Raw genomic sequence first — 15220 nt, forward strand, 5'->3', positions numbered from 1 at the left:
GCCGAGTCTGGCACTGAACACGACGAGTGGCGCTGTCACGATGGTCCCCGTCTCCTGGCCACGTCAAGTTCAAGGGGCGGCAGGCCGTCGACGTCTAGCCGAACCTTGTCTCCCGGGCTGAGCGGCCCTACTCCCTGAGGGGTGCCCAGAAGTATCAGGTCACCGGCCTCCAACTCGATGACAGACGAGGCGAGCATCACAAGGTCGACGGCGCCCACGATGAGCTGAGCGAGTGTGCCCTCCTGCCTGAGCTCGCCGTTCACGGACAGTCGGAGCCCGAGCGTTTCCTCCATCCCCGGTGCGGCCGGCAGCACCGCCGGCCCAGTAGGGGTGAAGCTCGCAAAGGATTTTCGCATCGAGCGTTCTTCTCGGTGATCGGTCTCCAAGCGCATCGTGACGTCGAGAGCGCCCGTAAATCCTGCAATCGCCGCTCGCGCCGCTTCTCGATCCAGATCCAGACCGCCAGCTCCGATCACGATGGCGATCTCCCCTTCGTAGTGGAATTCGCGACCGGGCAGATCCGGCAGAGTCACAGAGGAATCGGGACCGCTCACGCTGCCGCTCGCCTTGACGAACAGTCCCATGTCCTGAACTGTGCCCTTCGAGGACCGTTCCGCTCCCAACTCGCCCTGATGCGCTCGGAAGTTCACCGGTGCGCCGAGCACGTTGATGGGCCGGGGAATGGGTGCCCGGACGACCACCGACTCCCAGGGCCGGCCCACGACCGCCCGTGCAACCTTCTCGATCTCGGGCCAGGCGGCGATCGCAGCGGGGAGGCACGCTCGTGCGTGATCGGGGCTCTCGTCCACCGCACCGTGCAGGACTTCGCAGAGATCTCGCGCCGCCCCATCTTCCAGGACTACCACCGTTCGGTGATCATCCACGGTCGCGAAGAAGGGTGCCGCGAACGCCGGGTCGTTCATGCGAAGTGCGGAATGACGTGTGAGCCCACCGCGTCGATCATGCGTCGTGTGCCCGCAAGGTCGTCCGTTGGCAAGAACGCGAGAGAGATGTACTCCATGCCTGCCGCCTTGTACTGCTCGATGTAGTCGATGATCTCGGAGGGCGAACCGGCGAGCACGATCGCCTTCTTGCGGAACTCCTCGCGTGAATAGGTCGACCAATCTGTTCGGCGACGAAGCATGTCAAGTGCGCGTTCAACCTCAGATGGGTCCTCCGTAACGACTGCATAGAACAGCGCAGCTGGCGTGACTACGCGTTCATCGGTGACCTGATCACGAATCTCCGCCATTGACTCGCGGAACGCCTCAGGCGTGATCCCGCCGTACTGTGGAGCAGCCGGGGTCCAACCGTCTCCGTGGTGTGCGACCAGGGATTTGATGGCGGTAGAGCCTCCACCCAGCCAGATCTCTGGCCGCTCCTGATACGGCTTCGGGAAGAACGGCACATCCCGCAGCACGTAGTGCTCTCCCTCGTAGTTCGCGACATCCTCGCTCTCCCAGAGTTCCCGGATGACCTCGATGCCCTCCTTGAGCCGTTCTACACGCCGCGCGAGATTCGGATACTCGAAGCCATACGACTCGTATTCGATCTTCTGGTGCCCGGCCCCCACCTGCAGCAACAATCGACCCTCCGAGATCTGGTCGACCGTCGCACCCCACTTCGCAATGAAGACAGGGTGCCGCAAACCTATGGGCGTGACTTGCGGTCCGACCTTAACGCTGGTGGTAGCTTGCGCAATCGCTGCCAGAGCGGTCCACGCGTCGTGGAAGTAGGGCTTCTCCACCGGTGCATTCGTGTAGCCGACGAGGCGGGAGCCGGGAAGCAACAGGTGGTCCACCACGAAGACGCCATCGAAGCCGACACCTTCGGCTCGACGAGCGAGGTCGATGAACTCTGAGAAGCGTGTGTCGGTGTGCTGTCCATGAATGCTGAGCTTGAAACCGAATTTCACGATGGGTCCTTCTGTGTTGAGGGAGTACCACTCTCGGGGGAGTCCGAGGTGGGTGATGGTGAAGTGGAAGGCGTGGAATTGGGGTCCGCGGTGGAGTCGCTAGTGACTCCCGGACGCCCGTGGGTGGCAACTGACCGCGAGGTCGCCGACTGCTCGGCGGCGGTCGCAGCCACGCGAGCGCGCATCCTGCGACTGGTGCGAATCGTGCCGACGATCCCGTAGACGAGAAGAAGAATGGAAATGATGACCATCGTGAGAGTGATGGGTCGCGTAAAGAACTGGCCCCAATCACTGTCGGTCAGGAGAATCCCTCGCCGGAGCAGGCCTTCAAATGATCCGCCAAGCACGACGGCGAGAGCGAAAGCCGCAGTCGAGTAGCCGTATCGCAGCATGAAGTATCCGATGCCGCCGAAGACGAGCATGACGACGACGTCGAAAATCGAATTGCGCAGGGCATACACGCCGATGATGCTGAGGACCAGCGCAATGGTGAGCACGATTGACCGGTTGATCGTGACGATGCCCAACAGCATTCTCGCGATGGGCCAGCCGAGCGCCGCAAGTACCAAGACCGCTCCGAGCAGGCCCGCAGTAGCCGCATACAGCATCTCCGGTGTCTCCTGGATGAGGAGCGGGCCCGGCACAAAACCATGCACGGTGAGTGCTGCGAGCAGCAGCACCATTGAGCCTGAACCGGGGATGCCGAACCCGAAGGTGGGTACCATTTCTCCGGCCTGTGATGCGTTCTGCGCCGACTCGTTGGCAGCAATGCCCTCGACACTGCCCTCGCCAAACTCCTCGGGATGCTTCGACCACATCTTGGCCTGCTGATACGCAAGGAACGTCCCTGCGGTACCCCCCACACCAGGGATCACCCCCATCGCGGTCCCCGTCACCGCGCCGATGCCAATCGGTCGCATCATTCGCCGCAGTTCGAACCAGCGAGGGAAGCGACCTTGGAAACCTCCCGACACTTCCTTCCAGGAGTACACCTGGCGGCTGGACCGGATAAGTTCGCTGATCGCGAGGGCGCCGATCACGACGGGCACCACCTCGAACCCTCCGCGCAATTCGAACACTCCGAAGTGGAAACGAGAAACGAGTGAGACCGGATCTGGCCCAACCATCGCCACGGCGAGCCCGAAGAGTGCGGCGATGAGTCCCTTGAACACGTTCTTGCCTGCGAGAGCGACGATCGCCGTCATCCCGAGCAAGTGAAGAGCCCACAGTTCCGGGGTCAGAAAGACGTAGAGCAACTGGGACAGAGGCACGACTAGGGCCACGAAGAAGACGGTGCTGATGAGCTGGCCCACGAGACCACCGAAGTATTGCGCGCCCAGTGCGAGGCCGCTCTTCCCTTGCATGTGCAGCTTGTAGCCATCGATCGCCGTGAGAACTGCAGTGGGGGTACCCGGGACCCCGACCAGAATCGCTGGGATGCTGTTGCCGTAGTTCACCCCGACGGTGATGGCGACGAGGAACGCTACTGCAGCTTCTGGGCTCATGACGAAGGAAAGCGGCAGTGTGACGCTCACGGCGAGGGTCGTCGTGATGCCAGGCAGAGCGCCGGCAATACTGCCGAGGATGGCGCCGATCAGCATGACAATGACGACGTTGGGGTTGACGAGCAAGAGGCCGGCTTCGGCGAAGGTATTCAGGAACAGTTCCATGTCAGAGCACCCCTTCTAGTAGTCCGTGCGGCAGACGCACCTGCAGAATCAGGCCGAAGAAAACGTAGAGTGCAGCGGTCGAAATCGACGACAGCAATAGGAGATGGCGCCAACGCCGTACGTCGAGTAACCAGAGCAATGCCCCGACCAGAAGGGGTGTGACTAACAAGAAACCGACCCACGGCAGGACTACTGTGTAGATGACGCAGGCGAGCCAGACCAGGCCGACCCTCGAGAGACTTGCGGAGTAGCCCGGCACATCCGCCGATCCTTCAGTCGGAAGGAGTTGGGGGTCAGCACGCCACCGCAGAAGCCTGCGGATCACCAGGCTGAGTCCCAGCAAGACAGTGAGCGCGCCGGTGATGAACGCAACGTCGCCCGTACCGATAGGACCCGCGATACTTCCGGGAGACAAGAGCGATGCCGCGATCATGAGAAAGATCCCGAACGCTGTCACTACGATCGCCATGCTCAGGTCAAGGCGCTTGTCCATGCCTTCGGCCCGATCGACGACTCTCTTCTCGCCGACTCGCTCTGGCTCGGTCGTCATCTCATCTCTCCCAGGATGTGGCGAATATTGCCACTGAGGATCGAGGCCTTCTCTTCCATGTTCAACATGTGGCTTCCCCGCACAAACCCAGCTGCGTCGACTTGCCCCATGTCGGCAGGAAAATCGGTACCCAGAAGCACGTGGTCCGAACCGACGACATCGATGAGGTGCCGCAGCGTCAGCTCGTCATGCACGAGCGTGTCGTAGTAGAAGCGCCGGTGAAGGTCGGCGCGCACCTCCAGTGCACGGTCGGTGAACTCGTGACGTACGCGGCTTGCATGCGCGAGTCTGCCCATCGCCGCGCACGTGTAGCCGCCGCCATGGGCGAGGCAATAGTTCACCTGTGGGTACTGCTCCAAGCGACCGCTCGCCATCAGGCTTGCTGCGGCGATGGTCGTCTCGAGCGGATTCCCAATAACGTTGCGGAGGTAGTGCTGGTCGAGAGCACCCATCCCGTCTCTCGGAGCGATCGGATGGATGAGCACGAAGCTACTGAGCTCGTCAAGCACCGTGAAGAAGGGCTCGAGCTCCCGCGCGTCGAGATTAACGCCAGCGACATGGGTTCCGATCGTCACACCGACAATTCCCGCGAGGGAAAGAGCCCTGCGCGCCTCCTCGGCCGCGAACTCCGCATTCTGTAGCGGTACAGTCGCCAAACCGAGGAACCGACCGGGATACCGAACGGTGAGTTCGGAGAGCTCGTCGTTGTGTTCGCGTGCGGCAGCGAGTCCTTCGGGCGCTGGTCGGTCGTAGCGGAACAGGGGCGGCAGCAGCGAAAGCACCTCCGTGTCCACTCCGCGCTCTTCGCTCAGCGCGATGCGCTTCTCGAAGGGTTCGAAGTGAAGAGGCGATCCGAACGCGAAGCGGCTTGCGCCCGTGACAGCCACGGGTACTCCGCCTCGTCCTGCTTCGAATTCGATTCCGTGCCATGCCCGACCCGAGCGATAAGCCGTCACCGCTGACTCGGGAAGGAAATGCGCATGCACGTCTATCGCTGCGTTGCCGCTCCTGTTCACACTCACGCCGATGACTCAGTTCTGCTCGTAGTGCAGGCCGAGCTCACGGATGATCGGCTCCGCAAAGTCGACCGCGTTGGCGATCGCGGTGCGGGCTTCATCACCGTCGAGCAGGATCGCGAATGAGCCAGGCAGCTGAGCGAGACGCTCGGCATAGACGGGCTGCTCGGAGGCCGCACGAATGAGTTCGAAGAGCCATTCCTTGTGCAGCTCAGGAATCTCGGGAGATGCCACGAAGCCTCGGGTGGATCCCCAGGGCTCGTCAGGCAGACCAATCGCAGCCGTGGTCACGGCATCCGGATAGCCTTCCGGGGCCTCCATCTCGGACGAAACGATGAGCAATACCTTGCCGCGCCCCGACTCAAGGTGAGCACGTGCCACTGACGGCGTCAGGACAGTGACGTCACCCTCCCCTGCCGCAACGATCGTGCCTGCTTCGTCGCTTCCGCCCGCAGGAATCTTCTGAGCATCCCAACCGCCCTCGGACTGAAGGCGCGTCATGGCGATGTCAAGCTGCGAGCCGACTGCCGCCATGTATCGCAATGTGCCGGGGTTGGCCTTGGCGGTCTCCACCATCTCTTCGTAGCTGTCCCACGGGGCGTCGGAGCGCGTCATGAGAACGAAGGGGGTCTGCTCCGTAGCGATAACCGGGTTGAGGTCGTCCAGAGTCAGTCCGAACTCATCGGTGATGGGCTCTGTGAGCAAGTCCATGCCCGAACCGGTGAGCGCGGTGATGAGCATGAGGTAGCCCTCATTGCCGCCCGGTTCAGACGTGAGCGTCTGAATACCTGCCCATGTTCCGAAGGTCGGGTATCCCTCATCGCGCACCGCGATGCTGACTGGCGAAATGCCATCTAGCGCCGCCTGAATCGCTCGCGCGTAGAGTCCATCGTCGTGACTGGCAACGTCAGGGTTGATGAGCGTGATCTGTTCGTTCGGGAATCCGTCGGGCAACGGTTGAAGTACGCCGTCGACATACTCTGGCGTCCACGACTCGGCGTCGCCGCCGCCATCTGGTTGTTCGGTTGGGGCGGTGCTGCTGCAGGCCACGAGAGCGAGAACTGCGAATGTTCCGAGTATTGCGCTGACACCTTTGTGAGCTTTCATACTGTGAGCCTTTCTCCACGGAGGGTCTCCGACGCGCGCCACTCTGCGCACGTACTATGCACCGTATACAGTGTGTTCAGAACGGTCAAGTGCTGAATTATGGGAGGCCGCGCCCACTCTGGAATAATCGTCGTATACAGCGCACATACTGCGTGCATCTCAAGGGTTGGGAGACATGAAGGTGGACATCGCCAAGGACACGACTGCCGCGGCAATCGCGCAGCTGTGGGATCAGTTCAGCACCCTGGGGCGCTCGTCGGAGGCTGTCTACCTGACTCTGCGAGAAGCGATCCTCTCCCGAGCTCTCGAACCCGGAAGTCAGTACAGCGAAGAAGATCTGTCAGGCATGCTCGGGTTGAGTCGCACTCCGATTCGAGAGGCATGCTTGCGTCTAGTTGCGGACCACCTCATGGTTCGTCGTGGGCGTCGTCTCGCAATCAGCGAAATCTCGCATGAAGAAGTGCTCGAGATCTACGACGTACGTGCCGTCCTCGACGGACTTGCCGCCCGACAGGCTGCCATCCAAGCAACCCCTCCCGAGATCGCACAACTGCGCTGGTTGCTCGAGCAGATGTCTCGCTCTGTGGCAAGCGGCAACACCGCCGAGAGCTTCAAGCTCAACCACGAGTTCCACGACTATCTGGCCTACGCGTCACACAACTCATTTCTGCAGGTTCAAGTTCGAACCGTGCAAGACCGGGTGCGGCGTTTTCCCACCACGACGTTCGAGTACCAAGGGCGTCCGCAGACAATCCTCCAGGAGCACGCCGCGATCGTCGATGCGATCGAGTCGAAGGACCCCGAAGGGGCAGACGCAGCGGCTGTCGATCACATCGCCTCGTCGCGTCTCATTCGACTCAAGATGCTGCCGGAATCGACGTGAGCTAGCTCGCCGGAATCGACCTTGCGCAGAGCGCAAGTGCGCCCCGGTGGCATCCGTGCACACGTCCTCGTTAGCGACCTTGCTCACCGAATGTCATGCATACCAACAGTCGGTGACCCGCTTCGCCGCTACTCTGCCTCGTCCGCCTGCAAGAACTCGGCGACCGCCCGCGGTACATAGGGCGCCACGTCTCCCCCCAGCGCGGCGACCTGCCGCACGAGCGAACTCGACACGTGCGCATGCGCAGGATCGGGCAGCATGAACACCGTCTCGACGTCGGCGAGGTCGCGGTTCACGATCGCCATCGGTGTCTCGTACGCGACATCGACCTGGCTGCGCACGCCCTTCACGAGAACACTCGCTCCCACGTCTGTGCAATAGTCGACGAGCAGGCCGACGCTCCAGCTGGTGACGAGGATGCTCTGCGGCAGCGCCCGGTCGGCCACGGCCTGCTCGATGAGGGTCACACGCTGCGCGATGGGCAGCATCGCCGTCTTGCCGGGGTTGTGCACCACGACGACGTGCACTTCATCGAAGATCGCCGCCGCCCGCTCGATGACGTCGAGGTGGCCCAGCGTGACGGGGTCGAACGACCCAGGAACAACGGCGATCCTGCTCATGACCCCAGCCTATCGGCGCGCACGCTACGGGGAGGTGACGGGCTCATCGGCACCGTCCGCGGTGCTGGCGTCCGCCACGGGCGACGCCTCCTCCGTGTAGTCGGCCTTCACGAAGATCGGCAGGTGATCGCTCGCGCCCTGCTCGAGAGTGGTGACGCTGCGAATGGTCAGCCCGATCGACGTCGCGAAGTCGAAGTGGCCGCGGAAGAACTTGTATCGCGTGTACGTGCGCGCGTCGCTCAGCGTCACCTCGTGCCCGGTCTGCTGCAGACGACGGTTGAGGAAATCCTGGAAGACGGGGTAGTTGAAGTCGCCCACCATGAGCGTCGGCAGCGTCTCGCCGAAGGTGTCGAGCGCGTCGTGGGCGGCCTTGATCTGCGTGCGGCGCAGCGAGTTCAGCGCCGTGAGCGGCGCGGCGTGGAACGACCCGAGCACGAGTTCGCGCTGCTTCGTGCGGTCGTGCAGGTGGCTGCCGAGCAATCGCTCGAGGGCCGGCTTGGCGATGATGTCGTGCAGCGATTTCTTGAGGGCGAACGCCTTCGTCTCGAGCGCCTCGAATCGCTCGTTGTCGTAGTAGATCGCGAGCCCGAGCCGGTTGAGCTTGGTCGCGTCGGCGAGGTGCAGGGGCCCGAGATCGACCGGGAGGCGGTCGGTGTCGATCTCTTGCAGGCACAGCAGGTTCGGCCGATGATCGGCGACGAGCGCGGCGAGCTCGCCAACGGCCGCATGCTTGCGCAGGTTGTAGCTGATCACTCTCATCGCCTTAACCCTACGACGGGCGACGCCACCCTCCGCCGCCTCGGGGCAGTCCCTCAGGTGTCGCACCGCGGCTCGAGTCAGTTCTTGGCGAGGAACTCGCGGGCGTCGTCGTCCAGTCGTCGCGCGAGAGCATCTGACAGGGCTGGATGCTCCGCCAGGCCCGCATCCGCCTCGAGCACCTCCGCCGCCGCGACGCGGGCGTCTCCGATGAGGTCGCCGTCGGTGGCGACCCTCAGCAGCGTGAGGCTCGAACGCCCTCCGCTCTGGGTCGCACCGAGCACGTCGCCCTCGCGCCGCAGCTCGAGGTCCACCTGCGCGAGCTCGAAGCCGTCGAGCGTCGACGCCACCGCCTCAACACGTTCGCGCGCAAGAGTCTCCGGCTGCGCGGCGGTCACGAACAGGCACAGCCCGGGAACCCCGCCACGCCCCACTCGACCGCGCAACTGGTGCAACTGGCTCACCCCGAAGCGGTCGGCCTCGACGACGACCATCGTGGAGGCGTTCGGTACATCCACGCCGACCTCGATGACCGTCGTCGCCACGAGCACGTCGACCTCGCCGCGTGCGAACGCCTGCATGGTGGAGTTCTTCTCCTCTGTCGACATGCGGCCGTGCAGCGGCTCGATGCGCCGACCCTCGAGCGCGGGATGCGCACGCAGCAGCGGCGTCAGCTCGGCCACCGTCGCCGGCAGTGGGGGCAGAGCATCCGGTGCCGCCTCGACTCGCCGGTCATCCTCGGGCGCGAGCGCGTCGGGATCGTCCTCGACGGTCGTCGGGTCGATGGCCGGCACCACCACGAAGCCTTGACGGCCCTGCTCGAGCTCCTCGCCCAGCCGCTGCCACGCCCGATGCCACAGCTCGGGTCGCTCGGCGAGTGCGACGACGTGGCTCACGATCGGCACGCGCCCGGCGGGCAGGGTCGCGATCGTCGAGATGTCGAGATCGCCGAACACCGTCATCGCGACCGTGCGAGGAATCGGCGTCGCGGTGAGCACGAGAACGTGCGGCGGCACGGCACCCTTGCGGCGCAGGCTCTCGCGCTGCTCGACCCCGAAGCGGTGCTGCTCGTCGACCACGACGAGCCCCAGGTCGACGAACTGCACCGTGTCTCCCAGCAGAGCGTGAGTTCCGATGACGATGCGGGATGCCCCGCTCGCGATGCTCAGCAGAGCGCGCTTGCGCTCGGCCGCGCCCAACTGGCCGGTGAGCAGCACGGGGCGCATCCGAGCCGCACGGTCGGGGCCCAGAGTGTCGACGATGCTGCGGTAGTGCTGATGGGCGAGCACCTCCGTCGGGGCGAGCAGCGCCGACTGGCCGCCGCCCTCCGCGACCGTCAGCATCGCCCGCACCGCCACGAGGGTCTTGCCCGAGCCGACCTCGCCCTGCACGAGGCGGTTCATCGGCACCTCCGCCGCGAGGTCGCGCGCGATCTCCTCCCCGACGAGCCGCTGATCATCGGTGAGCGTCCACGGCAAGGCGGCGTCGAACCCCATCAGCTCGTCACCCGCCACGCGGGGCGCGGCCGGCTGCGCGCGAAGGGCCGCCCGCTGCTGCAGCAGGGCCGCCTGCAGCACGAACGCCTCGTGGAAGCGGAGGGTGTCGCGCGCGCGGCGCCACTGGCTGTCCTGCTCGGGCCGGTGGATCCACTGCAGCGCCTGAGCGAAATCGAGCAGCCCACGCTCCTCTCTCAGCTGCCGCGGCACCGGGTCGTCGAGCGGCGGCAGGGTGTCCAGCACGATCGCGAGGGTCTTCGCGATCTGCCAGCTCGCGACCGTGCTCGTCGCCGGGTAGATCGGAATCGGCTGCATCGCCCACTTCTGGGCGTCGCGGCCCCCCGACCCCGGGTCGCGCTCGTCACCGGTCTCGAACAGCTCGTAGTCGGGGTGGGCGAGCTGGCGCGCCCCCCGGTACTCGCCGACCTTGCCGGCGAAAATACCGCGGCGGCCGGGCGTGAGCTCAGCCTTGCGCCACGTCTGGTTGAAGAACGTGAGGGTGAGGATGCCCTTGCCGTCGCCGATCGCCACCTCGAGGATCGAGCCCTTGCGCTGCTTCATCGTGCGCTCGCTCACGCTCAGCACGTCGGCGACGATCGTGACCGACTCGCCGACCGTGAGCTCGCTGAGGGCGGTGAGCTCACCGCGACGGGCGTAGCGACGCGGGTAGTGGGCGAGCAGATCGGCCACGGTGCGCATCCCGAACGCCTTGGTCAGCGCCTTCGCCGTGCGGTCGCCCAGCACGCCGCCGAGCCGCGCATCCAGGGGGTTGGTCACGGCCCCCACGCTACCGCCGCCTCCCCCCTGTGCCAGATCTGACGCGACGGGGCGATCTCGGCGGCGATGAGCGCCCATTCGCGTCAGATCTGGCGCGGGTGCGCGGGTCGGTGGGTGCGAGGGGCGGGGGTAGCGTGGGGGTCGTGACGCGCATCATCGCCGGCCACGCGGGCTCCCACACCCTGCAGGTGCCGAAGTCGGGCACCCGCCCCACGAGCGACCGCGTGCGCGAGGCGATCTTCTCCTCGCTGGAGGCCCGCGACCTCGTGGCGGGCGCACGCGTGCTCGACCTGTACGCGGGCAGCGGGGCGCTGGGGCTCGAGGCCGCGAGCCGCGGAGCCGCCGAGGTGGTCCTCGTCGAGCGCGCGAGCTCGGCCGCGCGCGTCTGCAGCGGCAACGCGCGGCTCGTCGCGGCGCGGGTCGAAGCCGCTGGCGACGCGCGCCGCGACGCGACGGGAGGCTCGGCCCCGAGCATCCACGTCGTCACGAAGGCGGTCGCGACGTTCCTCGCCTCGGCGACCGGCCCGTGGGATCTCGTCTTCATCGATCCCCCGTACGACCTCGGCGACGCGGAGCTCGCACGAGCACTCGAGTTGCTCGACCCGCTACTGAGTGAGGATGCGGTGGTCGTGCTCGAGCGAGGGGCGCGCTCGGCGCTGCCGGCGTTGCCCGCACGACTCGAGCTCGACCGGAGCACGAACTACGGCGACACGGTGCTGCACTGGCTCGTGACCACCGGCGAGTAACCGCCGACTGCGTCAGATCTGGCGCACAAGGGCGGTTCGGTGCGCCCCGAGCGCCCCTTCGTGCCAGATCTGGCTCGGGAAGGCGGCGGGGGGTTAGGCGCGGCGCTTGAGGTAGAGCAGCGGAACCTCGATGGTCACCTCGGTGCCTTCGCCCTGCAGGGTGTGCCAGTCGATGACGCCGCCGAGCTCGCCCTGGATGAGGGTGCGCACAATCTGCGTTCCGAGGCCCGAGCCGACCTTGCCCTCGGCGAGGCCCACGCCGTTGTCGCGCACCTTCACGGCGAGTGTGTCGTCGGTGCGGCTCGCGATGATCTCTACCTCGCCGTCGGCGCGGCCCGCGAAGCCGTGCTCGACGGCGTTGGTGACGAGCTCGGTGAGCGCGAGGGCCAGCGGCGTGGCGTACTCGCTGGGCAGCGTGCCGAAGCTGCCGGTCGACTTGGGGCGCACGGTCGTCGAGTGCCCGGAGGCGACTTCGGCGATGAGCATGAGCACGCGCGCGAAGACCTCGTCGAAGTCGACGTTCTGGCTGAGCCCCTCGGAGAGGGTGTCGTGCACGACGGCGATCGCGGCGACGCGGCGCATGGCCTGCGTGAGCGACTCGCGCGCGACGTCGCTGTGCGTGCGGCGCGCTTGAATGCGGAGCAGGGAGGCGACGGTCTGCAGGTTGTTCTTCACGCGGTGGTGGATCTCGCGAATCGTCGCATCCTTGGTGATGAGCTCGCGCTCCTGGTGCCGCACTTCGGTGACGTCGCGCACGAGCACGATCGCGCCGATGCGCTGGCCCTGCTGTCGCAGCGGGATGGTGCGCAGCGAGACGGTGACGCCTCGCGACTCGATGTCGGTGCGCCACGGCGCGCGGCCGGTGACGACGAGCGGCAGCGATTCGTCGACCTGAAGCTTTCCGCTGAGCAGGCGCGTGGTGACGTGCGCGAGCGATTCGCCTTCGAGCTCGCCGGCGAATCCCATGCGGTTGAAGGCGCTGAGGCCGTTGGGGCTCGCGAAGGTGACGGTGCCGTCGACGTCGAGCCGCAACAGGCCGTCGGAGGCGCGGGGCGCTCCACGGCGGGGCCCGCTCGGGGCGGTCATGTCGGGAAAGTCGCCGGCGGCGATCATCGCGAAGATGTCGTTGGCGCACTCGTTGAAGGTGAGTTCCTGACGGCTGGGCATGCGGGCTTCGCTGAGGTTGGTGTGGCGCGTCATGACGGCGATGGGATGCTCGCTCACCGCTTTTCCGCCCGCATCGCGGCTCAGCACGGGTATGGCGCGCAGCCGCGTGGGGGTCTCCTCGTACCAGTCGGGCGTGCTCGAGTCGATGATGCTGCGCGTGCTGTAGGCCTCGGTGACCTGGTCGCGCCACTCGGGGCTGATCTCCTGCCCGACGAAGTCGCGGTAGAACAGGGTCGCCGAGCTCGACGGCCGCTGGTGCGCGACGGCGACGAAGCCGCCCTCCGCGGTGGGCACCCACAGCACGATGTCGGCGAACGCGAGGTCGGCGATGAGCTGCCCGTCGGCGATGAGCAGGTGCAGCCACTCGATGTCGGTCTCGCTCGAGGCGGCGTGCTCGTGCACGAGATCGGAGAGGGTCGACACCCCCTCAGGCTAGCCGCTGCGTCCGGGCAGGAGCGCCGCCAGACCGTCGATGAACCGGCGCTGGGGTGGCGCAGCCTGATCGCTGAGCTGGAGGGCGTCTGCAACTCGCACGATGCCGGCGCGCAATGCCGACCGGGGTGCCGCGTCGACGACGCTGCGGGCGGTGAGCAGTGCGGCGTCTGCAGCGTGCGGATCGTCGTCGATGAGCACCGCGTCGTTGACGCCGCCGAAGCGTTCCAGGGTCTGTCGCACCTGCCCACCTGGATCGAGCCCGAGGACACTTGATCGCACGCGGTTGACGACGACGCGCACCCGCGTGGTGTGCACCACGTCAAGCAGGTCAGGGTAGATGCGGAGCAGTCGGGCGAGCCCGAGCGGATCGGCCGCGCCGACCGCGACGACATCGTCTGCCGCGCGCAGAGCGGCGATCGTCGCAGCATTACGCCGCGGTGCGAGCAGGTCGCTGCTGAGCTCTTCGTCTGTCTCGAGGTTGAAGCCGGTGTCGACGATGATGATGGGGCACCACCCTCGGCACTGTTCGAGCACGTTCGTCACGCGCTCGGCGGAGAGTTCGGGCCATCGGTGGGGTCGCCCGATGCCGGTGAGCACCCGCAGCTCGCCGTGCGGTGCGCGCAATGCTGAGCCCCGAGGTACGCGTTGAGCGACTCGATCGAGCTCATCCGCCGTCAGCGCACCCGAGCCCGCCAGGCGGCAGGCTGCTGCGAAGCCGGGCGATTCGTCGAGTAGCCCGAGCGACGGAGCGATCGCACCCCCGTAGGTGTCGGCGTCGACGAGGCACACGGGCAGTCCGCGGGCAGCGAGCTCCGCGGCCAGCCCGATGGCGATCGTCGTGCGACCGGGGGCCCCGGCGGGCCCCCACACGGCGACGATGCGGGGCGCGATGGAAGCCGGGTCGAGCGCCTTCCGGGTGAGTGCGCCGCCACGTGGTGCGCGCCCGTTACCCCCGTCAAACCGTGGGCGTGATCGCGTCGACCGCCGCACTCTCTGTGGCGCGCTCGGGGGCTCATCGTCGAGCACGAGTTCGTCGGCACGCGGGTCAGGCGCGAGCGCACCTTCATCCTCGACCGGCGCCACGCTCGTGGCGCCGAGTGGCCCCGCGTCGAGGGCGGCCAGGTCGATCGGCGCGCCCGGTCGAGCAGTGAGCTGCTCGTGCACGCCCAGGCGGCGGGCCGCTGAGCTGAGTGGCGAGCCCGTCGTGACGAGTACGCTGCGCACGCCCAGCATGTCGCAGGCCCCGACGACGGCGGTCGTCGCCACATCGACATGGTCGGCGAGGAGGAGGACGTCGGGTGCGACGTCGGCCAACTGGCCGATGATCCCATCAGCGTCGAACGCCCGCCAGACCACCCGGTGCCCGGCCCGCAGCAGGGCGAGCTCGAGGGCGTCGGCGTCGAGGCCGGGTGCGGCCAGGGCGATGCGCATGTCAGGGCCCCACCGCGAGAGACACCGGGAGCGCCGAGAGTGCATCACCGTTGGCGACCGCGTGCAGGATTCGTGCAATGTCGCGCCGAGGCACCAACAGTTCGACCCGAGCGGCCTCGCCGCCGGCGACGATGCCGTCGGGGGCAACCGTTCGCACGAGCTGCGCGCCGGATGCGAGAACGGTGGGCGCCCCGTAGCGGCCCGCGTCGAGGGCAGGCGCCGACCAGAGATCGAGAATGTCGCCGGCGCGCACGGTGCCGCCCAGATCGGTCGCCAGGGCGACGACGATGGTGGTCGAGGATGCTCCGCGCGCGTCACCGACCGCGGCGAGCGGCACGAGCTCGCCCGCGCCGACGCTGCGGCTCACGATGACGCCACCCTCCGGCAGCTGCCCATCGCGCAGATAGGCGCTGCTGTCGGGGCCGAGCGAGACGCGCCGCAGTTCGAGGTCCTGCGCGACGATGCGCTCGCCCACCATGAGGAGACGCGGTGCCGCGTACACCTCGACACCGTCGTCGACGGCCGCGACGACCCCCACGACACCGAGCACCGAGACGACGACGAGCACGAGGCCGATGAGCAGTCGAGGGTCACGGTAGCGCCGGGGTCGGGGCGCCGGCTGGTCTCTCGCAGTCTGTGCTGCCATGCGAG

At 66.6% G+C, this 15220-nt stretch carries 14 protein-coding genes; 2 read left to right on the forward strand and 12 right to left on the reverse strand.

Features of this window, described 5'->3' with window-relative positions:
• Positions 1–35: 35 nt before the first annotated feature.
• The 6 genes from RJQ01_RS01255 to RJQ01_RS01280 are packed head-to-tail and all read right to left on the reverse strand — an operon-like array spanning position 36 to position 6300.
• Positions 36–923 (reverse strand): fumarylacetoacetate hydrolase family protein, encoded by an 888-nt coding sequence (locus RJQ01_RS01255; RefSeq protein WP_350474880.1) that lies wholly within the window; start codon positions 921–923, stop codon positions 36–38.
• On the reverse strand, positions 920–1915 hold the full coding sequence (locus tag RJQ01_RS01260) for an LLM class flavin-dependent oxidoreductase (RefSeq protein WP_350474881.1): 996 nt from the start codon (positions 1913–1915) through the stop codon (positions 920–922). The genes RJQ01_RS01255 and RJQ01_RS01260 overlap by 4 nt, the downstream gene beginning before the upstream one ends.
• Positions 1912–3585, reverse strand: coding sequence for a tripartite tricarboxylate transporter permease (locus RJQ01_RS01265; protein WP_350474882.1), 1674 nt, complete (start codon positions 3583–3585; stop codon positions 1912–1914). The genes RJQ01_RS01260 and RJQ01_RS01265 overlap by 4 nt, the downstream gene beginning before the upstream one ends.
• 1 nt (position 3586) lies before the next feature.
• Positions 3587–4135, reverse strand: coding sequence for a tripartite tricarboxylate transporter TctB family protein (locus RJQ01_RS01270; protein ID WP_350474883.1), 549 nt, complete (start codon positions 4133–4135; stop codon positions 3587–3589).
• Positions 4132–5157, reverse strand: coding sequence for an amidohydrolase family protein (locus RJQ01_RS01275; RefSeq protein WP_350474884.1), 1026 nt, complete (start codon positions 5155–5157; stop codon positions 4132–4134). Before RJQ01_RS01275 ends, RJQ01_RS01270 begins: the two co-directional genes overlap by 4 nt.
• Positions 5158–5166: 9 nt before the next feature.
• Positions 5167–6300: a Bug family tripartite tricarboxylate transporter substrate binding protein gene (locus RJQ01_RS01280; RefSeq protein WP_350474885.1), complete on the reverse strand. Its 1134-nt coding sequence runs from the start codon at positions 6298–6300 to the stop codon at positions 5167–5169.
• 133 nt (positions 6301–6433) lie between these two features.
• Between RJQ01_RS01280 and RJQ01_RS01285 the strand changes: the two genes are divergently transcribed.
• Positions 6434–7141: a GntR family transcriptional regulator gene (locus RJQ01_RS01285; RefSeq protein WP_350474886.1), complete on the forward strand. Its 708-nt coding sequence runs from the start codon at positions 6434–6436 to the stop codon at positions 7139–7141.
• A 128-nt stretch (positions 7142–7269) separates the two neighbouring features.
• Here the strand turns inward: RJQ01_RS01285 and coaD are convergent, their stop codons facing one another.
• The 3 genes from coaD to RJQ01_RS01300 form a co-directional block, all read right to left on the reverse strand.
• The gene (gene coaD, locus RJQ01_RS01290; RefSeq protein WP_350474887.1) at positions 7270–7761 is read right to left on the reverse strand and encodes a pantetheine-phosphate adenylyltransferase; all 492 of its coding nucleotides are present in this window, start codon (positions 7759–7761) and stop codon (positions 7270–7272) included.
• 24 nt (positions 7762–7785) lie between these two features.
• Complete coding sequence (locus RJQ01_RS01295; RefSeq protein ID WP_350474888.1) at positions 7786–8520, reverse strand: endonuclease/exonuclease/phosphatase family protein; 735 nt, start codon at positions 8518–8520, stop codon at positions 7786–7788.
• Between the two features lie 77 nt (positions 8521–8597).
• A complete protein-coding gene (locus RJQ01_RS01300) occupies positions 8598–10868 on the reverse strand; it encodes an ATP-dependent DNA helicase RecG (RefSeq protein WP_502885209.1) in 2271 nt (756 codons plus the stop codon).
• Between the two features lie 65 nt (positions 10869–10933).
• On the opposite strand from RJQ01_RS01300, the gene RJQ01_RS01305 reads away from it, so the two are divergent.
• Entirely contained in the window at positions 10934–11536 is a 603-nt protein-coding gene (locus RJQ01_RS01305; protein WP_350474890.1) for an RsmD family RNA methyltransferase, read from the forward strand.
• Between the two features lie 93 nt (positions 11537–11629).
• Here the strand turns inward: RJQ01_RS01305 and RJQ01_RS01310 are convergent, their stop codons facing one another.
• From RJQ01_RS01310 to RJQ01_RS01320, 3 genes are read right to left on the reverse strand one after another with little or no spacing between them, the layout of a single operon-like run.
• Positions 11630–13126 carry a sensor histidine kinase gene (locus tag RJQ01_RS01310; protein ID WP_350474891.1) on the reverse strand — a complete coding sequence of 499 codons (1497 nt, stop codon included), beginning with the start codon at positions 13124–13126 and terminating at the stop codon, positions 11630–11632.
• 9 nt (positions 13127–13135) lie between these two features.
• Positions 13136–14569 carry a CpaE/TadZ family protein gene (locus RJQ01_RS01315; protein WP_350474892.1) on the reverse strand — a complete coding sequence of 478 codons (1434 nt, stop codon included), beginning with the start codon at positions 14567–14569 and terminating at the stop codon, positions 13136–13138.
• Position 14570: 1 nt separating this feature from the next.
• Entirely contained in the window at positions 14571–15215 is a 645-nt protein-coding gene (locus RJQ01_RS01320; RefSeq protein WP_350474893.1) for a hypothetical protein, read from the reverse strand.
• Positions 15216–15220 lie beyond the last annotated feature (5 nt).

It is taken from the genome of Microcella sp. (assembly GCF_040286215.1).
Classification (GTDB): domain Bacteria; phylum Actinomycetota; class Actinomycetes; order Actinomycetales; family Microbacteriaceae; genus Microcella.